Here is a 23,442-nt window from a genome sequence, read left to right as displayed (position 1 = left end):
ATTCAACTACAGTTATTGTTATTACTTACGATAACTCTACGTTGAATTTTTCTTTTTTTATGCAGCTTATATTCCTGCTTTAAAATTTGGATATTTTCATGATAATGCTGAATTTGTGCTGGAGTCATTGTTAAGTCCTCTTGAATTAGGTTTGCATAACAATACTTCCAATCCTCAAGCTTAACCAAAATTCTATCTGAACATAGTGGCTCGAAAAGCACTTCCACTTTCATTCCCTCGTCTTTGAAGTTTTCTGGATTGAATAATCTTAATTTTATAGCCGCCCGACACGAATAATAACTCCCTTTAAATAAATATCCCTTTGTTGTAATAGTTGCTTCATCGCAAAGCATGTAGTCAACTTGTTCCACTTTTTATGGCCTCCTCTATTAAACTATGATACTTATAGTATTACCGAAAAGTAGATTAATAATACTTTTAAACATTATAATAATGATACTTAAACGCAAAAAAACTATGTCCACGATTACCGGGAACACAGTTTTTATACCTTGTACTCACAATTTGATTCTATCGCATTGGTAATCTTCAATTTTTTGCAATACCCACTCTTTAGTCTCGGGGGAAGCGTTTTTATAGCCTGAATGTAGTTTGTGAATAATTAAGGACCAATTAAGGGTTTTATTTCGAGGAGCATTTTCAAACCGCTTTAATACCAGTGGAAATATTCTTTTTAGGTAACTATCCTGATTTTCGGATAACTCATCTAATAAGTTCTTAGTCTTGATAAAGCAATTCTTTTTTTTTGCATGTAGTCTACTAAATACCAATCTCGTTGTATGCTTTAAAATTAAAATCCTAGTGATCCTTTGAGAAGGGTTTTCGGTAAGCAATTGCTTATATGCTTTATTTACTGACTCATACGCTTCAATATCCAATTGATGATAGTCTCGATATTTATATAAGTTTGCTTTACGTTGAGGTAGCAAATTCTCCATCCATTCTCTCTCGAGCCTCATTAATTTAATATACTTTGAGTCGCCAAATTCCTTTCTAATTTTACTCCTAGTCGTGAAGCCCCTTTTGCTCATTAATTCTGTAAACTCGTTTTTAAGAACTTCTGTACTCTTTTTTGCTTTACCGCGACTAGTATCTAATATGTTCAGTTTAAATTTTTTAATTGTGGCTTGACATGATCCTATTTGTTTCGAGATAGAATGTATAGACCTGCCCTCTGAAAGCAATTTAGCAACTCTTTCTCTCCAAAGGAAACCCAGGTCTTTTACCCTACCCTTTTTGGGAGGGGGAGAATTACTTAATGAATTATATCTTTGAACATAAGAATATCCACAAATACAACATGTAAACTGACCAGTAATATATTGATTAACTTTTCGAATACATTCCGTTATTACAGGTAAATTATATGAAGGGCAAATTTTATTCTTACATAACCATGGCCCCTTACTAAAGGGTAGTACAGATGAATATTCATAATCAGAAAATAAAAATTTATTAAAGTCACCAACCAAGTATTTAACAACAAATAAATAAAAGTATATATGATGATACAGGTCTTCTGAAGTAAACAACTTTACTACTGTTCTGCGTTCTAATAGTTGATTCTCATTTAGACCATATTTGTTCAATAACTCTTCCCCGAAAAAAGCTACCATATCCTCAATTAACTTACTCTTGAGAATTGCTCCCTGTAATTCAATATAACCCGATTTGGACAAAACACCAATTAGCTTTTCTAATAGATAATTAGCATCAATTTCACCATAATGTTCAATCATCAATCTAAAACTTTCCACTATCCAGGTCATAAAAGGATTAAGTTCGGCGGTATGTACATGACTGCGATAAACCAAATGCTCATTAGGGCACCTTGGAACTAGCGTTAAACTTAGATCCCCTCTCGATGAATAATACTCACCACACAAATCACAGCTTCTTATGAGTTTACATTCATGAAGCATACATATTTCTATATAACGTAATTGATGCTCGCGATGAGGGTAACACATACCATATTCAAGATCATCCATAGTCATACACTCCGGGCAATATTTAATTCTATCTTCAAATATTCGCCAAGCAGACCTGAATGCAGTAGGTCTACTAATTAAGGTTTCCCATTTTGAACGTTCAATAAAAGGCATTAAAAATGGAAGATATGTATGACACTTCATGAATTTTTTTCTATCTTCCTCTTCTTTATAGTGTAAATCAAAAAAAAAGTGTAGCTTAGGAAATATTTTGTTCTTATCAGGTCTTATAGAAAATAACTCAGAATGTGACTTGTAAAAACTCTCATTGCCACTTTCGATATGATACCTAAAGACGATACTACGTATATCTTCATCTGGGAATTGAATTGGTAAATTTAACATAAAAACCCCTCCTATTATTTTTAGAAGGGGGTTATAACACTATACATTTATAAAATTCAAATGAACTCCCCTCTCTACAACAAGTATTGGAAGTAGTTTAATTAATATACGAAATGTCGAAAATCAATACTCCAAGGTATTAATTTAAAATACGTATTAATCCTTATTGGATTTCTAAGCAGCCTCACGAACATCATTATAAAAGTTACTAATTGATCCAAATAGAAACCGAATAAATAACATATGTTTAATAGGATGGTATACATTCTGTTTACTATTAAAAAAATGTTGTATCCAATTAATATTAGATAGCTCACACTCTAGTATTTTAAGAGTTGGCTTAGAGAAGAAACTTATAAAATCATTAGCAAGAGCCCTCTGATTTAGTCTACCTGTCAATGAGCAGTAATTCGTTTTACTTATGTATTCTCTGTATAGTTGTTGCCACTGATGCCCAGTATTAAAATTTCCACTTATAATGTATGCAATATCTTGGCTTATACTTAGCAACTCTTTTTGAGCACTATATTCGTGAATGGACGCAACCTGGTTAGCCATATCGCGTGAAAAATCATGGCCACATCTGCAAAAGCGCTTTATTCCCAAAAAATTGTTTTTTACCTCAAATTTGAAACTACACTTTGGGCAACTCTTTTTTAGTCTTTTACAATGCCTAGGGCAAAATAGGACACCAGGAGCTTGATGCAGTCTATGCCAATAGGGAAAACCGTATATTAAATCATCCTCTTTAACACAATCTGAACAGAAGCTTAATTCTTGTTCCCATAAATTATTCTTAATCCCTAGAATAAAATGTGGTCGGAACTTTAAATTTCCTCCAATCATTTTAAGAATCATTTCAGATTGCTCACGGCCTAAAAACAGTCGAAATAGAGGGTAGTTTGTATGATTCATAAGAATGTCATGATTGCTAATTCTGCCCCACTTACTGTTATATCTTTTGACAAAATTGTCGAGATGAGAAGGAAACATACACGTAATTTTAAGACCAGTATTTCCAAAAAGTTCTTTCATTGTTTGACTAGTCGTTTCATTCCCACTTTCATTATGATAACGGGAGCAGCAGCTATAAAAAAGCTCGTCTGGAAGCATTTCTGGAAATGAGATCATATTTTCACCCTACCTACTAAAGATTGAATTCTAACGGGTCTTTTATCAAACCGGCATCAAGCAAAGACTCTTCAATTGACATTTTTTTTTGCTCGCCTTCTTTAACTATATAACGAATATCAGATATCTCCATGAGGGGGAGCTCTACCTTGTTTTTTTTCAACTTAGGGAACTGTGTTACTTTATTTTTCTTCTGACTACGAGCGCTAGTCTCTTGAGATTCCATTACTATTTTTGCAACATGCTGATACATGGAGTTTAAATCTCCCATACCATTACTTGATTCAAAAACCCTCTGAGCAATAGACTCGGCTTCTTTAATACTTTTCGACATTTTACCAGCAAACGAAATCAGATCTTGTAGAATTCTATCTCGATTCTTTTGTTGAAGAGCACGTTCATGTTCTTGAGCAAGTTTACCATGAACATAAACTCGATGAGCAGCTTCTTTAAAGTACTCATTAAAATCTGTCCAGTTTACTTCTACTTTTTCGAATTCAATTAGTACTGCTGATTCTCCTCTACGTACCCTTTCAAACATAGGCTGAAGCAGTTTTAAACTTTTACTAGCCACAGAGCTAATTAAACTCTTTGTAATTCGCTCTTCACCAGTTACCATCGCATGGCACTGTACATGCATAAATAATTTAACTGCTATATCTGGAATACCAATACAGTGATAGTACATCAACGACTTGAAATCTTCTGTCAAAGGCACTTTTGTAAGGGTATATTGAAACTCCCATAATGCTTCAATAAAATCATCCCATTCTGTTATCGCTTTTTCTCCGTTCACATTTACTTCTCCTTCGACCATTCTGTCCGTAATATTCTCTACGTAGCTATCTGGTATAGCTCTTCTAGAGTTGGCAAGTGAGGTTTTGAATAAGTATAGAGACTTCAGATTCCCCACAATAACGACAGGAATGCCAATTGTATTCGTTAGCTCTGTAATAAATTCAATCATTCTTTCATCGCCGCCTGAATGAGCTCGGTGCACTTTTTGGATTTCGTCTATTACTAAAACTCCAAGATTAATTTGAGTAGCAACTTTAACCATTCGCTGCGCAAGAACTTCGATTGTCCCCGCTTTTTCTCCGAATTTCTCATAAAAGTTTGATCCAGAACCTGAAGCAGTATCTACCGCGGCGAAAAAGTTCCTGCTTAGTTGAGCTAACGATTTACTACTTGGGCACTCTATATGAAGCCAAACAACTTGAGTTTTCGTTAATTGTCTTCCCTTGTATGACTTGTGATGGATTACCTGAGGAAATAACTGCAAAATCCTCTTATTCGTCACACTCTTTCCCATGCCACTAAGGCCAATGTCTGCAAACCCTTCAGCTGTATGATTCACTCCTGCAAGATTTCTGCCTGTATCATCAACTCCAAACTCAAACACTTTATCCAAACCGAGAGCGTATTGTCTGTTATATCCTGGTGAGTATGGATTTCTAGATTGATATCCTATTTTTATCATATTGTAATATTGACGATACCGATGAAAGTGTGCGGATAATGGGAGCCAAAAACTTTTACGAATTTGTTGAACTAAAGCCAAGCGGTCTTCAATATCTAGCTTCGATACATCACCTTTAAACCGGGGAGCACTATAGAGTGCCTCATATAGTTTATTAGCACTTAATCGATCTGGTATTGCTTCAATAAAGGCGTTCCCTTGATTTTCTGGGATTGCCTGCTCATGATATTCTGCATCACAGTGGTAACCTGTAAGATAAACGTCATCTTCATGATTATTCATGCATGTAAACCCCCTTTCATTTCCTTATGCTTGCTTCTTAAGAAATCACTCAATTTATTCGCGGTAGGCAGTTGAAAGCTACCTGCGTCCTCGGCAATTTCAATTTCCTCCTGAATAAACTCATGAGGTTGTTCTTGCCAATGCTTCGTAAAAGCATCGACACTATCTCGAAATTCCGCTTCTTTAGCTGTAGCTTCCCTTTTTCCTAAAGGCTTATCTTCTTTTGAAGATTTCGCAGCTTTTTTTGCTTCTACGTCAGCTCTAAGGTGTTTCTCTACCAAAGCACGTCTTTTTGATTTTGCATTCTTATCGCTATTAGATTGTTTTGCATATTGTTGCTTTTTAAACTCAAAAATTGCTTTGGCATCTTCAAAGTTTAACCCTCTGTATTCATTAAATTTTTCTGTCAAAAAGCAATGTAAGAGTTTTCCGGATTTTAAGCGAATTAATATTGCACTACAATCCCTTGGATCATAGGAAACCTCAATTTCTTTCATACCTTCAATGGATCCACTTACGAACCATTCTGCTTCTTCTCCTTCTCTACATGCATAACACAATTTGGTGTTTGCTTTTAACTCCAGTCCGAAGCGAGTAACCTTTGCTGTCAATTTGGGAAGAAGCGTGTAATGAATTAAATTCTTAGGACGCTCATGGAGCAAGTTTTTATTAGCCCCCCACTCCCAAAGTCCATTCGGCGTAAGTTCCACATGGTCATTAAACATCTCAGGGGTTACAATAAACTCACGAGGAAGTGTCATATTATTAAAAGCAATAATATGCTCAATCATAAATATATTAAACGTATCTAAGGTTATTGTTGGAGCAGGGGCAGATTCCCCTCGTTCCCGATTATCCTTTAAAATCGCACCATGATTACGGAAAAAGTCTTTGATCGTTTTATTGGTTATATGAAAATGCTGCTCAATAACTGCTTTTAAATCTGGCCGATACGAAGGCGTATTTGCAATATCAACCCCAATTCCAACCAGCCCATTAGGATATTTGCTTTTCATTTCGCCCCGATCAGCAACAATATGTCTGGGCAGATGGTGGCAGTCCCATTCTTCAGGTTTAATAGGGACCCCGTATTTCTCACAAAACTCTACTTTATTTGAGGCTGCATTCTCCAATGCCATCATAGCTCCATCAATCCAATTTGCATGATGAACACTTACATGGTAACCGACTATTTTTCGTGAAAATACATCTTGTACCATGAACAAAGTTGGTCTTTTAATCTCCGTTTTATGATCTAATGCTAACAATGTAACATCAGCAGGTGTAGAATCAATTTGATAGAGATAACCTGGGCCTTCAATGTACATACTATTGCTACCCAATAATGCCCTAAACTCTTTTTTCGTTCTCCGTTGACCAAGGGAGTGTCCTTTTCTTTCCCTAACCGAATAGTTCTTATTGTACCAATATCGGAATTGCTTCGCCGAAGGTGCTTTACTTTCATCAACTAATGGCACCAGTACTCCTCTATCTCGGTAATATGAACTTGGATAATATTCCTCACACATCCTCTGGTGAGTCTCAAGTATGCTCTTTTTTTCGATAACACGAAATTTTTCTACCGCACTTTTAAAATTTTCAAAGTCACTTTCATCTAGAACTTTAATATTCTCTCCTTTTCGCCCAGGTTTTTTCGTATATTTTCTACCCTTCCCTTCAGCACCAGAGTCAAAATAATTTGGCAACAAGCCATTTATGCATTTTCCATAGAAACAATATCGCTTTAGGAGGTCATAAAGGACATTATATCCTATACCTGTTTTATCGTTCACACTTCGCAAAAGCTTCATCCGTTCAGTGGGTATGTAGATATCCGGTTCAATGGTGACGATCTCCTTTATAAGGTCCCATTTCCTCTTTAATTTCATTGCATACTTCTCTAGGTATTCATCTGAAGGATTGATAATATGAAGATCTTGCTCATAGTCTATTCTTACTGCCCTGGATTCTTCTAAATCGTTTAATAAATCCTCCATTTTTATAAAGTGCGGAAATGGCATCTTTTTAGAATTTGTAATATTAATGACAGCAAGATCTTCTGCATTTGGAGAAATCCAGCATACACGTATGAACTTATTGTTCTCACCTATACCATCAAAAAGTTGGATGACAGAATTCACAAATATCATTTCATTGCCTCCCTACTTATAAATAGTGGGCTGGAGTTTCTTATTAACTTTTGCATGTCTGTATGGATAATTTTGTTTGCTAACAAGTGTTTTAGAATAAACATACAGGAACCCGATTCAAGACCATATTTATTGTCTGCACGTAAGCACAGTTTTTGAATTGGGTTGGCTGCTGCTTCATCAATAAGTAATTGAATAAATGAATTCTTGATGTACTCTACTACTTCAATATCTAATCCAGGACGGCTATCCAGAAATCTCCCGTCAAAAATCCAGTCAATATTCCTTATCATAGTTGATGGTAATTGGGATTCAAGAATAATCCCCCACTCAATACCTTGTTCTTCAAAATAACACCTCTCTATTTCAAATAGCTCAAGTGTTCTCGCTGTTAAGTCAGTTACCACCTTAACCGTTCTCACAACATCTCTAATCCCCTTGGAGGTATGAATGGAAATCATAAAATCAGTAGTTTGATACACAGGAACATTATTTATATGTGCATGAGCTATATGTAACTTCTCAGCTATTTCTATTGTTCTTTCAATTTGAAGTGGATACTGCTCTCTGATGTCCAAAACAATATCCATATCCATCCAATTTAATAGCATTAAGTATTTATACTCTACTTTTGAAAGAGTATGATGAATTCTCTCAGCTTTCCATCCAAGTGTTCGAGTGAGATAGCCATCCCCCGGAGTCTTGTTATCACTTGCTTGGATAAAAGGGACATATTCTTTTCCATATCCTTGACCTCTTCCATCCCTTATCTTATTTTCTTGAGATTGTCTTATAGAGTTTCCTCTGTTCATATTTCACTCTCCTCTTAAAAAATAAATAAAAGCCCGACCATATTGTTGGTCAGGCTCTGGTTGTACACAAACGGTTCACTATCATCTTTTCCTCAACTATTGCTAGATAAACCTTATTTCAAAACTTTATTTGTCATTTCAGAACTTTATTTGTCATTTCAAAACTTTATTGTCCATTTCAAAACCAATTTGTCATCCAACAGTTGATTTCTAACCGCCCATTGACTTTCCATCTTCCACGTAATAAAATATTTTTACGTAACATATCCATTGTACTGGAGGCACCCTCTCCATGCTAAACGATATTCAGGAAAGATATTACATCGAGTCACCCGAGCAAGCTACAGTACTGCTGAACCCCATCCGCGGGGAGATTATTGCACAGCTCCTCGAACCTGGCTCTGCAGCTGAAGTTGCTCGAACTCTTGGTGAGACTGCGCAGCGGATCAACTATCACTTGAAAGCTTTGGAAAAAGCGGGTCTAGTGCAGCGAATCGGCACGCGGCAAGTGCGAAATCTGGTCGAAGTTCTGTACAGATCCATTGCCAAAACTTTCGTGCTAGCTGACAGCTTGAGCATGAAGCCTGAGACCGTGCAAAAGCTGAAGGACCAAAGCTCGCTCGCCCATCTTGTCACAACGTCAGAGCGAATAAGGCGTGATGCCCTGCTGCTCATGGAGCAATCTGATGTTGGAGAAGAAATTCCCAGTGCTACGCTGCAGCTTCAAGTTCATTTGTGCGATGAGCATCAGCGACAGGCGTTCATTGAGGAGTATGCTGCTATGGTACAGCAGTTAGTGGAACGTTACGCTGCCGGCAAAGATGAGAATGAAGCCTATCAAGTATTATTAGCCGTGTATCCGAAACCTAAAGAATGAGGAGGACGCCTACGATGAGTCAAGAACATGAGCAAGAGAAAGAATCAAAAAGTGAACAAAAGGAAACAGTGCCAGGTGCAGCTATCATCACATGGGAGCGCCCTAGAGAGCGTGTAGCTCCAATCAAATCAGACGGCCAAGTGATCTCCATTGACGATTATCGCCGCCAAGGTTTATCTGAGTCAGAAGCTACCTTTAACGTTCGTGAATTCCCTTCTTCTCAGGGTGAGGAACCCGTCCGTCTTGTCATCATTTCCTCTGGTTTTGGCCAGAAACAGCCTGCTTACCGTCATAAGCTACAAAGCAGAGCCGCGGCTTAAAAAGAAAGATACTCCTCAAAATAGAAAGGATGAATCCTATGAGTTTCATACCTATGGTTGTTGAACAATCCTCGCGCGGAGAGCGCTCTTACGATATTTATTCCCGTTTGCTTAAAGACAGAATTGTCTTCTTAGGAACAGAAGTGAACGATCAAGTAGCCAATGCGATTATTGCCCAGCTCTTGTTTCTTTCCGCTGAAGATCCTGAGAAAGACATTTCTCTCTACATTAACTCCCCTGGCGGTTCAACATCAGCCGGATTGGCTATCTATGATACGATGAATTTCATCAAACCTGACGTATCTACAATTTGTGTGGGGATGGCGGCATCCATGGGCGCAATTCTTCTGACAGCCGGTGCGCCGGGCAAGCGTTTTGCATTGCCAAACGCAGAAGTTATGATTCATCAGCCTTGGGGCGGCGCTCAAGGGCAAGCCAGTGACATTCATATTCGCGCTCAGCATATTCTCAAAACACGCCACACACTTAACCGTATTCTCGCAGATACAACGAAACAGCCAATCGAGAAAATTGAGCTGGATACGGACCGTGATTACTATTTAGAGGCCGCGGATGCGAAGACGTACGGTCTTATTGACAAAGTTATTGAGAGAATTTAAGCTCGACCAAGTCACTTAGGTTAAAAAGGGAACTATGGTCCGCTATTTCTCCTGCAAACAGCCTTTCGGCAAGGCTAAGTGAACTGTGGGCCGCTATTTCCATGATTTCAAGCGAAATGATACCAACCTAAGGCAAATAAGACCCTACAGTTCTGCATGGCTACCGAAATTAGTCGAAGTGGCTCAAATAGCGCCCTGTGGTTCCCTCCCACTGCTCGCTCGCACTGATGTAAGCGAATTGGGTACTAATAGATCCTCAAAAAGAAGAAGCTGTCTCAAAAGTAGCAAACACTACTTTCACAGAGATCAGCTTCTTCTTTTTGCCATATGGCTGCTTCACAACCTAAACTCGGATAAGACCTTCCCTCGAAATCGTCAGCTTCTCCCAACCGCTGTCCGTAATCAGATACGTATCCTCAACGCCAACTACTCCGCGTCCGGGAAACGTAAACTTCGGCTCGATGGCGATGACCATGCCGGGAGCCAGCGGGTATTTGAAGCCCTTGGCGAGAACCGGCAATTCGTCGATTTCGAGCCCAATGCCATGACCAAGGAACTTCACTTGGTCGGCGCCGTACCCCATGAAGTGGGCGCTCAGTCCCGCTTCCTGCACTTGATCCAGCGCGAGCAGATATAGATGCTCGGCAATCATGCCCGGCTGCAGCTTAGCCTCCGTGGCGCGGAGCACCTGCTCCGCCACGTCGTAAGCCCGCTGCAGCTCAGGGTCCAAATCGCCGATCACGAGCGTGCGCGTCTGATCGATCAAGTACCCGTCGACCATACAGCCAATGTCGACGAGAATCGGTTCGCCGCGCACCAGCAGCGCGCGGCCTGAGCTTTGCGGGCTGGACGGGTGGAGCCCCGTACCCCCGGCCGGCCCGTCAAAATAGGTGGGCACCGCTGCCGCCGCGCCTGTCGCGACCATTCCGGTAATTAACTCGGAATTGTACGCGCGCATGCGCATCAGCCCTTGGTGCCCGCGCAGCCGGAGCTGATGCTCGATGAGCGCCATCAGCTCAAACTCCGCCATCCCCTCACGGATGTGGGGGATGACTGCTTCCAGCGCCGCGTCGACGACGCGCGCCGCCTCCCGAATCGCCGTGACTTCGTCCGGCGATTTGATCATTCGCTGCTCGCGCACGAGCAGCGAGCCATCCTCCCAGGCCGCGCCGGGCAGCGCCGCCTGGAGCTTCCCAAACAGCTGGACGGGTAACACGTCCAGCTCCGTCGCGATCCGCAGCGGTGCATCCACCGCCACGGCCCCGCTCGCGCAGCGCGCGCGAAGACGCTCAGCCAGCGTCTTCCAGGATCCCAGCGCTTCCACGTCCGCTGACGCTTCCTCCTCCGCGCGGATCAAACTGCGGCGAACGAGATAAAGCGCCTCGCCCTCCGCCGGAATAAACAAATACCCCGTCTGCATCGAGCCGCAGTAATAATATATATCCACATGATGGGTGACCAGGAAGCCGGACCATCCCCGTTTGATCATCTCACCCTGAAGCCACTGCTGCCTTAGCTGGAAAATCGTCATTCGTACCTCTCCTCACAACTCCAAGAATGTACACCTCATCTGCTATTATACATTCAAAATACCATTTCTGCAGAACACTTAATCCTCCAAGTAATCGGCTGCAAAACAGTATATGTTCTCGGGAATTTCAAACGAATGAACATAATGACCCCTGGTCGGTTTAGCGTAACCGAGTAACCATAAGCGGAATTCGTATAGGTATAAGGAAATACCTCCCCTTCATTAACGATCTTAAATAACTCCACCACCACCTCATCCTGTAAAAAAGTTCCAGGTAGCGGATTATTCGCCGTATCCAGCCTTAAGTTTGCCTGCAAATATTGCAGGGCTACAGTCCTTGCCCTACTCTCATCAATCGCATGAATACCTTCAGCCAGCTTCACCTGATCATTTTGCTGAGCAGCCGCATGAACCGCACGGTTCAGTGCATGCTTCCCATGAAAAAGCGTGTGCATGGCCAGCTCTTCATCCGTTTGCAGCGCATACATCGACATAAACACGATACTCATCAGCGCCATGAATAGCAGCTTATACACAACATCCCCTCAACCTTCAAGGCACATACTCACTCATCTTCATGCCGCTGGCCCCCATGCGGTCCGTTTCGGCAGGGACCGTTATCCCCACTAATCGATCAATAACAAAAAGCCGCTGATACGGATACGTCAGCTTCAAACTCAAGCCTGCTCCCCGCCAAACAGGTGATGTTGCATCCGTCCCCCCTGTTCCCGTTGTAGTTTCAATCGTATACACGAGTTCTCCTGGCGTGAAGCCCCTGGACTCCATACGATTCCTGGACTCTTGAATCATCGACTGATTGATGTACCCATGCCTGCCGTTAGCGCCGATCTCCAGTAGATAATCAACCTCTTTTTGCAAAACAGCCTGTCGAACGATAATCACATGCTTATACACGGGTGCGAACATGAACCAACAGAGCATAGCTACAAGTAAAACGAACACTAATAGCTGCTTCATGGATCAATCCGCTCTATGGTTCCATTAATTCTGGCACCTCCGTTGTTCACCTGCATGCGCGTTCCCGTACTTCCTCCAACCACATTGTTATAGATAACAATCACAACCATAATCAACATCACTGTCATCAAAATCGACCTCACAGCCTGCCCTCTGCATTAAGGCCTTAATGCCGTAATATCCGTATTGGCCTGCGTGCCATGCGTCGAAATATTCCGCCTTAATCCTGTCGAACCATCATTAACAATCGATGTAAAGAGGAAAGCAACCACAATCAGCATCATAACGGTAACTAAAATATTTCTCATAACACGCCACTCCTTTAGTTAATTGCATGAAATAAACGCTGACCCTCAGCAACCCACGGGTACATAAATACACGAAACGTGTTCAAAATCGGCAGTCCGGCAAGCACAAACAGTACGTAAGAGACTGCCTCTTTTTTACTTTCCCGCACTAACTCCATCTTCTCTTTATAGTCCTGAATCCTTTGCTTGAGGAGATCGTAGTAGCTCGCATGCTCATTCAATCTGAGCACATTCAATGTCTCCCCGAAGCTGTGTGCTTCGTCCGTTCCCAACCTGATTTTGAACTGGGCAATTGCAGCTTCCGAGCCCTGATACCACTCATTGAGCAGCAGCCCGAACTGCGTCCGAATCGAGCGGGTTTGAGCAGCACATAAAGATAACTTTGCATGTAAACTCATATGTGAATCATTGTAATAAAGCAGATGATGACTAATGACGTAAATTTCCCGAACAATGCGATGCGCCCTCTTTTCCTTCAACTGAGCCAGCACTTTTTTATCGAAAACCAAAAATAGCAACAGGCAGGCCGCCCCGGTTAATACATAGATAGGCTCAATAAACAAAGTCAGTAATGGATGCTGTAAGCCGGCATAACCTAAAACCCCAATTAGAAAGGCAGCCAGCAACAGAATTCTCCTGCCTCCTTCGTAGAGTCCTGCATTCATCCGGATACCGCACCCAATAAGAAGCTGACGCTTCTCTTCTATCGTCTTTGCCTTTATCCCTAAACATTTGAACAACCAGTCAGGGAGCTTCTTCTCCCGAAGCACGCCCATAACCTGCGATGTCCTCCACCTATTTGCCCGAACAGGCACTAACATCATACCGTGATAAACGGCCGTCATGAACAGCACGAATAGTAGCAAATTAGATGCAATTTGAATCATTCATTAGGTCCTCACATTCTTCGCATTGAAAGATAAATCCCCATGATAAAGGAAACGAATATCAGCAATAGCGCATCCAAAATCATATTGCGTCCACCAGGGTCCAAAACATAGTATAAATAGGCATTGTCAGCGTTTACTTTGAAATTAATGAACAAAAATAAGGCAAGAAATAAAATCGGCGTAAAATTGGCAATCCTAATCTCCAAAAGTCGATTTCGTTCCATTTGATCGAATCGCTGCGCTTTTCGCATGTCGATAATCAGCTCTTTGAAACTATCGCCAACAAAACTCCCTTCCGTCAAAGCGACACGCAGGATACCAACGAAATACTCAGCCCATGCATGGCCCAATGTAAGCGAAAAAATACGCAGGCTCTCCTCCTTATCTCTTTGAGTCATCAGATTCCGATAAAGCTGCTCAAACACGGGCTTAATCGGGTACAAAATGCGGTTCTCTTCTAAACAATATTTCAGTGCCATTTTCATATTCTTATGAGGATCTACCATGTAATACTGGTAAAAGACTTCTACAGCCGGAAGAAATTCCAATCGGGTTTGCAGCCTCACACTTACCAGTTTCAGTCGAAGCAGCACATAGGGCAGCGACACACAGATGCAAGTCAAAATCAGAATGCCTTTTACCGATTGAAAATATAAGATTCCCGCTATCACGCCGACTAAAAATAAGACAAAAGTTACCATCAACATCGTTTGTAAACTCATGCCTAATTCGACGGATTCCATCATCTCCTTTACATGCTTAATCAATCGACTTCTATGGCCCAAATATTCACTGAAACGATTGCCGAACGAAGACGTTTTGACATAATGCAGCCTGAATCTGGCTTTGCGCTGTCGGATTAGTACGTGTAAACTGGATTGCACAGCAAGAAATACGACGATAAACAGCAACGTTAGAAAGGCATATGTAGCGAAAATCATGCATCAGTCGCCTTCTTTCTCAATAAAACCGTGCTTCATCAACAAAGCATGCCCCTCATGGTCAGCCTTACTGATTTTCCGCGATGCAGGTTGCGACAATTTCCCGGGAAATTTCCAATCCTCTGTCGACTTGTCATAAACTGCGAGTTCCGTCACGCAAACCTCCTCATTTTCGTACCGATATTCGACGATCCGCACAATCTTCCTTTTCCCGTGGACAACGGCCATCTCTATCCCGATTTGTGTCACAAACGCGGTAATCCGTTTCGTCAAACGCAGAGGATCCATTCCCCTGCCGTCCAACATGCACATGTCCGTAATTGCATCAGGAACATCCTCAAGTTCACTTACGTGAACGGAAGTGATGCTGCCTTCATGGCCCCTCGTACAAGCTCTGACGTAAAGGTTCGCATCCTCGTCTCGAATTTCAGCATGACAAATCCGCTTCGGTGATTGACGCAATGCCAGCTTAAAAGCCTGCAAACCGGAATGTCTCGGATCTTCCTCGTCAATTTCGTATTCGACGATATTTTTGTACGGAAAATCACGCTTCAAATTTAATTCAAACCGCGATTCAATCGTAATAATCCTTTCGTTATGATCCATTTCAGCAATGATTGCTTTAATAAGATTGGTTTTACCGGAATTCGTGGGGCCAATAACGACCAGGTTAAAATAAGAACGGATTAAACACCGAATTAACTGCTCCATTCGATGATTCATTGTGGCAAGCTCCGCAGAAGCCAAAGTCACCAAGTCAAACCTTTTTACCGTATAAAAACGGATCGTCAAAGTGGGCTCAGCCGTAAATCCGAAGCCGGTCATCGTCACTCGCGATCCATCCCGCAGCACAACCTCGGCCCAGCGCTTTCTAGGATTCAGCGTATCATTGTTAAAAAGCACTAAATTTTGTTGAATTCTTTCTAATTCACGTACAGAAGGCAGCGCATAAGCGGATGGAATCGCATTCCCGCCACGCACCTCAAAAATCTGCCTTCCCACAACTTGGATCTCCTCAAGTCCCTCCTTATGTTTCAATACCAATTCCAGTACATTCATGCCAATAATTTCCGCAAAAATCGCCTCCGGCAAAGTCGTGTATCCGCTCGTTCGGGGTGGCCTACCGGTAAGCCTTCTTTTTGAAACGAGATCATGAATAACGGCAAGCAGCTTCCCTCGATCCTCCTCATAACCAAGAATGGCGCGATTCAGCGTTTCATTGTAAAGTTGTTTCTCGGCCTCCGTTCTGCCTTTCATCGTCACAAGCTCACTGCGTATATCCTGTACCCACTGATCAAAAATGACATCCTCCTGTGAGGACTGTCCACCCGTTCCCTCTCCTAAATCGTTGCAGCTATCTCTATGTTCTGACTCTAATCCAGCCATTTTCTCTGTGCTGCAGTTGCTCGTCGGATAAGTTCCCGTGTCAAGACCTGCTCCTGTGACCTTTTCCTTCAATTTTCGTTCGTGCATATAAGTAATAATCGAAAATCTTTCCTCGTTCACTCCTTTCACCCCGTTTCCATGTCATTAACTTGCCGTTTTTCTCCCCGTCATCAGCTTCTGCAGCCATGTAATTTGCCGTACATTCTCTTTCCTTGGCAGCTTATAAAAGTCGGCCAATTTGGCCGCAACAGCTTTAACCTCCTCATACATCGGATGACTTGGGGTCAACATGTCGAACAATTTGCCTTGATTGCAGCGAGAAAGTGCGTCCCCATGCTTAGCAATCTGCCCGATCAAATGCAGCTGAGTTTCCTTGCGAATATCTTTGATCGTAAACTCGCTATGCTTCGAATGACGTTCTGTCTGAACGGCCATGAGCTCAAAACCGTCCGGCTGCAAACCAAAAACCGAGCCAACCTGCCTAATCCACCGTGAAAAGTCTTCCTGAAAATGAGCAATATCCGCTGTCGTAACGACTACTTTGCTGTCAGCTTCCAATAACCCGCAAACCGTTGCCGCGTTGTCCCAATAAGCATTGACCTCTATGACGCAAATATCAAAAGCCCTCCGGGCTACACGCAGCAAATGTACGATTTCCGATGGCGAAAAGAACTCTGCTTGCTCGCGCAGCATATTCCCATAGAGGACGTGCAGCCCGTGGGCTTCCTTTGGTTTATCGCACACGAGCAGCAGCCTATCCGGTGTCAAACTTTGAGCTTTCAGCTCCGCACGCAAGCCATCCAGCGTAAAGCCGTTTTCGTCTCTCCCTAAATAGCGGTGGAGCTTAGAGCTTTTTAGATTCAAGCATACATATCCAACCTTCTGCGACGTCTCCGCCGCCAGCGAATAGGCCACACCAAAAGAGGCTAGGGTCGTCCCGATATTTGGCGTGGATCCGATAAATGTAACTAATCTACCTACAGGATGTTGGTATCTTAAATCTCCCCCTGACCCGTCGACCCAAGCCCGAATGTCATCCGCAATCACTGCGGTGCTGCGCCCCGGCTGAATATAGTCCAACCTCATGAGCTTGCACATTTTCACATACTTTTCATTGATCGTTACATCGTGATAGTTGGAGAGCAACACAATGATTTTCAAGTCAGGTTTTGCTTGCTGAAGCCCTTCAAGGAACTCCTCCAATCCGCCAAAATCCAGTTCGCGATCGGAAATAATCACATGTGAAAATGTTAACTCCGCTAAATGGATGATCAAATCCGCAGCTGTTGATGAAATGATCCAGTTCAATGGTTTTCTATAAACGACGTGAATAATTTCGTCTATTAATCTTTGATCTGTTGAAAGTAATCCGATATTCATACCTCATCCCTCCTTCTCTCTCATTCTCCGGTCAAAATGGAAGAGGAACTGAAAGCAATAACCAATTTTGCTTTCTTCGAGCTACATAAACGATCAATCTCCAGCCATTCATTTTCGGTTAAATTCAAGTTGATTTGGTCAATAGCCCCGTTAGCTTCCAAGCGGGAAGCATACATTTTCTCCTTATCACCTTCCACCTTGGATAACAAATTTGGATTTTTGGGATTGTCCACTTCCACATTCGCCGAGGATTTTACAGAAGCAACCGTAATTTCTTTTTCTTCAAAAAGCCTCCGTGAACCGCCGTCCTCCGTACCCGAGACATACACACGAACACGATCTCCCGCACGAATGCCGTTAGACACAGACAGTAAATATTCTTTAGGCATTTGAAAAGTGGCCTGCCGCTCATTCGGAAGCATATGATAACGGTTTACCTTCCATTTCAAAATAGGTTCCTTCGTGCCCAGCGGTATCAACGTTTCCTGCCCAATAATCTCGTTCAAACTAGTCAGCATACCGGATGTGTAGCTTCCCTTTTGAACATTCCGGAGCTCCACCATGTCCTCACGTATTAAGACTCCCGCACGGATAAAATCCTTTGGAACCACGATCGGAATCGTCTGCTGCATCTCCACCTGATTAACTTGCAGCACGTATACCCCATACACGAGCATAGCCGCCATGACAGCAGCCACCACAGCAATAAGCAGGCTTCTCCTGCGATTCAAATTCTCACCTCCATCGATTATAAAAAAACAAAAAAACGCAGCTCTCGGACATTCATCCGAAATCTGCGTTCTTCGCACATTAAAAATAGCATAGAATCTTCCATATTTCAACATAAAAATGAAATCTATCTATTTCTCGTCCGTTCATGCAAAAAAATTGGCCATTCCTTGTACTCATGTTGGAGGACGAGGACTCGAGGGTTTCTCATTTCTACTCCTACCGCCACTATCCCTTTGACTCAGATTTTCGCATAAACAAGCTCTATCCCTCTCTAACCCTTCCTGCCTTCTACCCTGTAGATACAACAGAAAGAATGAGAAATAGAAGAACAGAGCCTAAGTTCACTCCACTTCCGCTAGCGTTGGAAGTGCAGGAATCGCACCGCGACGCGTAGTCGTGATGGCGCCCACGCGGTTGGCAAAGCCAAAAACGCGCTCAGCGACGCCAGCTTCAACGAGCGCGTCAACGATGTTCGCAGGCGTCACGCCCAGCGACGCCAGCTGAAAGAGCATGCCGCCGACGAAGCTGTCGCCGGCGCCTGTTGTATCCACGGCTGCCACCGGCGTGCCGGGGATGACAACATCCTGCCGCGCGCTCACCACGCGGCAGCCTTCAGCACCTAAAGTGATGATAATCACTTTAGGTCCGCGCTGCAGCAGCTGCTGCGCCCCAGTGGTCGCGTCCACGCCGAGGAGGAATTCGATCTCCTCCTTGCTGACCTTGACCACATCCGCAAGCGGAAGCTGCGCAAGGATCTCGGCCCGAGCCGCGTCCGCGCTCGGCCAAAGCGCTAGGCGCACATTGGGGTCGTACGACACCAGTGCGCCAAGATCTTTCGCACGGCGCGCTGCGTCCAGCGTCGCGGTACGGCAAGGCTCGGCAATCAAGGATACCGAGCCGAAATGATAGACCGCTGCGTCTTCCAGCCACTGCGACTGGACTTCGTCTGCGCGCAGGAGCATGTCCGCCGCCGGGTCGCGGAAAAACAAGAAATCGCGCTCACCGTCCGCGCGCAGCGAAACAAAAGCCAGACCGGTCTTCGCCTCATCGGTCTGGACAACGGCCGTCTGCACGCCGACTTCGTCAAGCGTGCGCACGAGGAAATCGCCGAAGGGGTCTCGGCCGATTTTGCCGATAAACCTTGCGTCGCCGCCTAGTTTGGCGACCGCCGCCGCCACATTGGCGGGTGCTCCGCCCGCCGCCCGCTGGAAGCTCGTGACGTCGGCCAAAGCTTGTCCATTTATTTCAGGTACGAAATCAATTAAAAGCTCACCCAAACACACAATATACGTTTTACCCATAAGTCCTTACTCCCCTTTACTTTGATAACCTAGTGCGTTCATCACATAAGTGGTTGTTTGCTGAATAATCGTTCCCGTCTCGGGTCGCGGCTCCGAAAAAAGCGGCTCAAAGAAGTCTCGTTGCTTATAGAAAAAAATCGAACCCAATACAAACATTAGCGTACTGTCCAAGGAATCGAAGTGAAAATAACCTTCGCGCCTCCCCTTTTCCAACAAGTATCTAACCCTTTCCCATGCCGGAAAAACGAGAGCTCGTATCTTCTCAATACGTGGGGACGCCATGATAATTTCCATTTGAATCAGACTAATCATTTGAGGATCTTTATTCCGGATCAAAATGATTTCTTTGATAATCGCTTTAATTCCTTCTACAGGGTCTTCAATGTCAAAAAGGCCGGAAAGCTTATGTGAGGGAAAAAACTGATGGAAAATTTCATGGAAAACGCTCTCTTTTCCACCAAAATAATAGGAAACCAGAGCCACATTGGCCCCGGCTTCCTCACAAATTTGACGAACGCTTGTAGCATCATAACCATGCTCAGCGAATAATTTTTTTGCAGCGAGTACAATCTTTATCTTCATGTCTGATTCTTGATGTGCCATTTTTTAGCGCCCTCCTTATATAGAAGTTAAGCGGCTTGTGAGATTTGTCTCGTAGCAGGTGCTGCTTTTACTTTTTTAATAGATGCAACCACACAATCAATAACTAATGCGATAACGGCAATCAAGAGCAAAGAACTTACTTCTTTCGTTACGCCAGGACCGCCGAACAAAATATTCATCAGACCGTTAACAGCATACGTAGCCGGGAAATAATTGCTCAAAGTATGATAAAAGTTCGACAAAAGCTCCCTTGGCACGATGGCCCCGGAAGACACCAATTGCAAGGATAACATCGCGATGTTAAATAGCATACCTGCGTTCCCAAACAATGTCAAAAACATTTGTGCAACAAACGCAAACGTAAGCAAGAATAAGGATTCAAACAGCCATAATGCCATAAATCCTTTCTCTACATGTCCTCCCAAAGCAACAACCATTGTCGCGCTGATCAGCCCAACTACTACTGCGGCAATGACGGTGAGCATGAAGCGTGCGGCTAATTTGCCCATTTTACTTACCGATGCACCCAGGATATTCGTGGAAACGCTGAAGTTCATCCCCATAATCATTGTTCCTACAATTGAAGCAAGCACAAGCATCATAGGCAGCATTTGATTCGGCATGTCTTTAACCTTATTTGTACTCTGGATATCCGAGGTTACCTTATTCGCCAGTCCTTGTGCAATTTGCCCCGCCTGTTCAGCCGGCAGTTTCGGAGCCATTTGAGTAAGCACGGCAGTTGCCCCTGCAGCTACTGCTTCCCCGTTCACAGTTGCCGTTACATTGCCTGCTACCGCCTGCATCACGGGTTTCATCATGGATGGATTGGACTCATTAATTGTATACGAAATGGGAGCCGTTTGCCCCGGTGTTTGCAGCTTTTTTGTAAAATCGGATGAAATGTGTATAACCATTTGCACTTGGCGGTTGTTCAGCATTTCTTGCGCTTTATCGTTTGAGTCTATTTGCTCAGTTTGAAAAGGCAGATTCGCTTTCAAATTGCTTGCCACTGTGCTTCCCATACCCTGATCTTCATTGACGATAGCGATCTTCAAATTCTTCGTGTTATCAGATACGCCTGCATAACCCGTCATCCAGATCAAGCTGAATAACAGTTGAAACATAATGGCTGTTATGATTCCTACTTTCGTCGTACCTTGCTTAAAAAATGCGCCTAGTGCTTGTTTCAACATGACCACTCCTATTTAAATTTAAACGATCATTTTAATTAAACGTTTGTTTAAATTATAGGGATGAGGGCTTTGTCTGTCAATGAGGTTGTTGTTGTTGTAGTTTATCCTGCTGCTGCTGTTGTTGTTGTTGTAGTGTAGGTAGCAGCAAGCAGTACCATCAAACAAAGTTCAATAAATCGTATTAATTTCATAGATTCCCAAACATATTAGTACGCTATAATAGATTTGTAAAATAACATTCTACATAGTTTTTTAAGAGGAGAACATGATTTATATATCTGAGACTTTACTATACCTCTGTTTCTGTATCATTGTAGGAGAGCAAATTTTAAACCTGGTTCCTCCAAATAAGCGGCCAAGAATTGAAGTGCCTAACTGGTTAATTCTTTTATGTATTAGTGGAGTTGCCCTCCTATCCTTTGTGCCAGTGTTTAAGATCATCGATTTTTTCGCAAAGGACTTTGGAGAAAACTATTGGGTCATAGGTAAAGGTGTTCTTCTTGACTTTAAATTAGGCAACGCATGGCTGTATACCCTCTTCTTCTCCATGGCTTTACTTTTTATTCGGGTACTACGTGGAAACAAAAGAGAACCTCTAGTTGAGGCAATAAGTATTATTTTCACAATTGGTTTAATTGGTGCTTTCGGCTGGGCTAGTCATTGTGCTTCTAACTATGCACTAAAAGGATTTATTACACATAGCTCGCACTTCATAGCTGTCTCGGTTTGGATCGGGGTTTTATTTGTGGTAACTTGGTTCTCGAAAGATAATGAACACTGGAAGGCCTTTTTTAAATGGTTTAGCCCTGTAGCTTTGGTTTGTGTAACAATTACGATTGCAGCAGGACTTATTCTTATGAAATTTATAGTTCCTGAGTATTTAAATTCTTGGATGATAACTTACGGACAAGCACTGCTAATTAAACACGTATTCATTATTCCGCTTTTAGTAATAGCTTTTATGAATGGCTTCCTTACGAAACGCAAATTTAATCTTAATCCTAATTACGATCCCAAACCTTGGCTCAGAATTGAGAGCATTTCCGCGATTCTCGTTTTAGCCGCTACATCTGTCATGGGACAACAGAATCCTCCTCATGAATTAAGCATTGAAAATACAATTAAGCTGACACAACCATCTATTTTGTTTACCATGTTCCACCCACTGCCATTTGATTATATCGTTAAAATAGGGGTTAATTTATGGAGTGTAGTACTCCTGCTTTTAGCCGCCCTATTAATTTTTACAATGCTCTTCCTATTTATTAAAAGGCAAAGAGCTTCGCTTCCTGTCATCTCTCTGGGTACAATTCTTGCGGCAGTAACATACGTAGCCGTGATGGTAAGTGTTAAATAAAGTGCCTGCTTTTTACTACTATTTCAACGTAAAATCTTTGACTTCAGGTCCTGAACCTGAGGTTTTTTCTTCTTCTTTCGAACTTTCACAGCAATGTAAATCTATTCGCTAATCTGATATATACATTATTCTCATTGTTTTTAAGTTGAGCGAAAAATTTATTTAAGATATTGCGTATATTTTAGTTGAAATTGCATAGACTGTTTTAAAACAAGTTCGAAAGGTTCCATTTATTCCTTTAGTTCTGGGAAAATTTATGATACGCTGTAGGTGATGGAGGATGATTAATATGCCAAATGTTCTTAACCAGGTTACGCTGCCGGACAGCACAGAGCGGATACTTGATACCGAATCGAGGATAAGTCTGGCCAAAATTCTTATGCTTAGAAGAGCTCTGATCGCTGAACAAATGAGAGTGGTAGAGGTTGAAAAGCTCACTGATAACGACGTAAGGGCAGTAGAAGAGATAGTTAACACGCTTCAACTTGATTACACTAACTTGATGGAAGAAGAACTTGAAGCCCCTGAATACCTGTCTGTTCGTGATGTTTCGAAACTAACTGGTCTCGTACCTCAAGTTGTACGACGCCATTGCGCAAGCGGCACCTATAAAAGTCACCAAGTTGCTGGTGAAAACAGCTCGTGGAGAATTGAGTCAGACCAGTTCAAAACATTTCCTAACTGGAAAAAATTTGTACAAGAGCGAGAAGAGGAATTTGGAAGTTCACAGCGTGTAGCCAAGCTGGCACTGAAACTTTGGTCCGATAAAGGTCCGATAGAAGAAACAACAGAATAGAAAGAGAAAAGGAAATA

At 42.5% G+C, this 23,442-nt stretch carries 24 protein-coding genes; 5 read left to right on the top strand and 19 right to left on the bottom strand.

From position 1 onward, the window contains the following. Positions 1 to 2: 2 nt before the first annotated feature. The 6 genes from ACKTT9_RS04635 to ACKTT9_RS04610 all read right to left on the bottom strand — a co-directional run bounded on the left by ACKTT9_RS04635 (position 3) and on the right by ACKTT9_RS04610 (position 8,212). The gene (locus ACKTT9_RS04635) at positions 3 to 371 is read right to left on the bottom strand and encodes a hypothetical protein (protein ID WP_407870661.1); all 369 of its coding nucleotides are present in this window, start codon (positions 369 to 371) and stop codon (positions 3 to 5) included. A 147-nt stretch (positions 372 to 518) separates the two neighbouring features. Then, on the bottom strand, positions 519 to 2,357 hold the full coding sequence (locus tag ACKTT9_RS04630; protein ID WP_407870660.1) for a TnsD family Tn7-like transposition protein: 1,839 nt from the start codon (positions 2,355 to 2,357) through the stop codon (positions 519 to 521). Positions 2,358 to 2,531: 174 nt separating this feature from the next. Next, positions 2,532 to 3,488 carry a TnsD family Tn7-like transposition protein gene (locus ACKTT9_RS04625; RefSeq protein ID WP_407870659.1) on the bottom strand — a complete coding sequence of 319 codons (957 nt, stop codon included), beginning with the start codon at positions 3,486 to 3,488 and terminating at the stop codon, positions 2,532 to 2,534. Positions 3,489 to 3,504: 16 nt separating this feature from the next. After that, positions 3,505 to 5,250, bottom strand: a complete 1,746-nt coding sequence (locus ACKTT9_RS04620; RefSeq protein ID WP_407870658.1) for an ATP-binding protein — start codon at positions 5,248 to 5,250, stop codon at positions 3,505 to 3,507. Further along, positions 5,247 to 7,400 (bottom strand): transposase, encoded by a 2,154-nt coding sequence (locus ACKTT9_RS04615; RefSeq protein WP_407870657.1) that lies wholly within the window; start codon positions 7,398 to 7,400, stop codon positions 5,247 to 5,249. Before ACKTT9_RS04615 ends, ACKTT9_RS04620 begins: the two co-directional genes overlap by 4 nt. Beyond that, positions 7,397 to 8,212 carry a TnsA endonuclease C-terminal domain-containing protein gene (locus tag ACKTT9_RS04610; protein ID WP_407870656.1) on the bottom strand — a complete coding sequence of 272 codons (816 nt, stop codon included), beginning with the start codon at positions 8,210 to 8,212 and terminating at the stop codon, positions 7,397 to 7,399. Before ACKTT9_RS04610 ends, ACKTT9_RS04615 begins: the two co-directional genes overlap by 4 nt. Positions 8,213 to 8,504: 292 nt before the next feature. Here ACKTT9_RS04610 and ACKTT9_RS04605 point away from each other — a divergent pair, with 292 nt between their 5' ends. From ACKTT9_RS04605 to clpP, 3 genes are read left to right on the top strand one after another with little or no spacing between them, the layout of a single operon-like run. Further along, entirely contained in the window at positions 8,505 to 9,089 is a 585-nt protein-coding gene (locus tag ACKTT9_RS04605; protein WP_407870655.1) for an ArsR/SmtB family transcription factor, read from the top strand. A gap of 14 nt (positions 9,090 to 9,103) precedes the next feature. After that, complete coding sequence (locus tag ACKTT9_RS04600; RefSeq protein ID WP_407870654.1) at positions 9,104 to 9,409, top strand: hypothetical protein; 306 nt, start codon at positions 9,104 to 9,106, stop codon at positions 9,407 to 9,409. A 38-nt stretch (positions 9,410 to 9,447) separates the two neighbouring features. Beyond that, positions 9,448 to 10,029 (top strand): ATP-dependent Clp endopeptidase proteolytic subunit ClpP, encoded by a 582-nt coding sequence (gene clpP, locus ACKTT9_RS04595; RefSeq protein ID WP_157317564.1) that lies wholly within the window; start codon positions 9,448 to 9,450, stop codon positions 10,027 to 10,029. 343 nt (positions 10,030 to 10,372) lie between these two features. On the opposite strand, the gene ACKTT9_RS04590 is transcribed toward clpP, so the two are convergent. The 13 genes from ACKTT9_RS04590 to ACKTT9_RS04530 form a co-directional block, all read right to left on the bottom strand. Continuing rightward, positions 10,373 to 11,560, bottom strand: coding sequence for a M24 family metallopeptidase (locus ACKTT9_RS04590; protein WP_407870653.1), 1,188 nt, complete (start codon positions 11,558 to 11,560; stop codon positions 10,373 to 10,375). Between the two features lie 53 nt (positions 11,561 to 11,613). Further along, complete coding sequence (locus ACKTT9_RS04585; protein WP_407870652.1) at positions 11,614 to 12,096, bottom strand: hypothetical protein; 483 nt, start codon at positions 12,094 to 12,096, stop codon at positions 11,614 to 11,616. A 16-nt stretch (positions 12,097 to 12,112) separates the two neighbouring features. Then, the gene (locus ACKTT9_RS04580; RefSeq protein ID WP_407870651.1) at positions 12,113 to 12,538 is read right to left on the bottom strand and encodes a hypothetical protein; all 426 of its coding nucleotides are present in this window, start codon (positions 12,536 to 12,538) and stop codon (positions 12,113 to 12,115) included. Continuing rightward, positions 12,535 to 12,666 carry a hypothetical protein gene (locus tag ACKTT9_RS04575; protein WP_268597730.1) on the bottom strand — a complete coding sequence of 44 codons (132 nt, stop codon included), beginning with the start codon at positions 12,664 to 12,666 and terminating at the stop codon, positions 12,535 to 12,537. The genes ACKTT9_RS04580 and ACKTT9_RS04575 overlap by 4 nt, the downstream gene beginning before the upstream one ends. A gap of 30 nt (positions 12,667 to 12,696) precedes the next feature. Next, complete coding sequence (locus tag ACKTT9_RS04570) at positions 12,697 to 12,846, bottom strand: hypothetical protein (protein ID WP_164819826.1); 150 nt, start codon at positions 12,844 to 12,846, stop codon at positions 12,697 to 12,699. 14 nt (positions 12,847 to 12,860) lie between these two features. Next, positions 12,861 to 13,733, bottom strand: a complete 873-nt coding sequence (locus ACKTT9_RS04565; protein WP_407870650.1) for a hypothetical protein — start codon at positions 13,731 to 13,733, stop codon at positions 12,861 to 12,863. An 11-nt stretch (positions 13,734 to 13,744) separates the two neighbouring features. Then, on the bottom strand, positions 13,745 to 14,677 hold the full coding sequence (locus tag ACKTT9_RS04560; RefSeq protein ID WP_407870649.1) for a hypothetical protein: 933 nt from the start codon (positions 14,675 to 14,677) through the stop codon (positions 13,745 to 13,747). A gap of 3 nt (positions 14,678 to 14,680) precedes the next feature. Continuing rightward, entirely contained in the window at positions 14,681 to 16,183 is a 1,503-nt protein-coding gene (locus ACKTT9_RS04555) for an ATPase, T2SS/T4P/T4SS family (RefSeq protein ID WP_407870648.1), read from the bottom strand. Between the two features lie 24 nt (positions 16,184 to 16,207). Beyond that, the gene (locus ACKTT9_RS04550; RefSeq protein ID WP_407870647.1) at positions 16,208 to 17,443 is read right to left on the bottom strand and encodes a CpaE family protein; all 1,236 of its coding nucleotides are present in this window, start codon (positions 17,441 to 17,443) and stop codon (positions 16,208 to 16,210) included. A gap of 20 nt (positions 17,444 to 17,463) precedes the next feature. After that, complete coding sequence (locus ACKTT9_RS04545) at positions 17,464 to 18,174, bottom strand: flagellar biosynthesis protein FlgA (protein ID WP_407870646.1); 711 nt, start codon at positions 18,172 to 18,174, stop codon at positions 17,464 to 17,466. Between the two features lie 342 nt (positions 18,175 to 18,516). Beyond that, complete coding sequence (locus ACKTT9_RS04540; protein WP_407870645.1) at positions 18,517 to 19,476, bottom strand: PfkB family carbohydrate kinase; 960 nt, start codon at positions 19,474 to 19,476, stop codon at positions 18,517 to 18,519. A gap of 6 nt (positions 19,477 to 19,482) precedes the next feature. After that, on the bottom strand, positions 19,483 to 20,079 hold the full coding sequence (locus ACKTT9_RS04535) for a TetR/AcrR family transcriptional regulator (RefSeq protein ID WP_407870644.1): 597 nt from the start codon (positions 20,077 to 20,079) through the stop codon (positions 19,483 to 19,485). A gap of 26 nt (positions 20,080 to 20,105) precedes the next feature. Further along, on the bottom strand, positions 20,106 to 21,272 hold the full coding sequence (locus ACKTT9_RS04530) for a YhgE/Pip domain-containing protein (protein ID WP_407870643.1): 1,167 nt from the start codon (positions 21,270 to 21,272) through the stop codon (positions 20,106 to 20,108). A 265-nt stretch (positions 21,273 to 21,537) separates the two neighbouring features. On the opposite strand from ACKTT9_RS04530, the gene ACKTT9_RS04525 reads away from it, so the two are divergent. Beyond that, positions 21,538 to 22,629 (top strand): copper resistance D family protein, encoded by a 1,092-nt coding sequence (locus ACKTT9_RS04525; protein ID WP_407870642.1) that lies wholly within the window; start codon positions 21,538 to 21,540, stop codon positions 22,627 to 22,629. A 280-nt stretch (positions 22,630 to 22,909) separates the two neighbouring features. Next, positions 22,910 to 23,425 (top strand): hypothetical protein, encoded by a 516-nt coding sequence (locus ACKTT9_RS04520; RefSeq protein ID WP_407870641.1) that lies wholly within the window; start codon positions 22,910 to 22,912, stop codon positions 23,423 to 23,425. Positions 23,426 to 23,442 lie beyond the last annotated feature (17 nt).

The sequence above is a fragment of the Paenibacillus sp. P36 genome (genome assembly GCF_045866505.1).
GTDB classification, from domain to species: Bacteria; Bacillota; Bacilli; order Paenibacillales; family NBRC-103111; genus Paenibacillus_E; species Paenibacillus_E chondroitinus.
The sequence above is the reverse complement of the archived record's forward strand: the minus strand, read 5'-3'. Positions and strand labels throughout refer to the sequence as shown.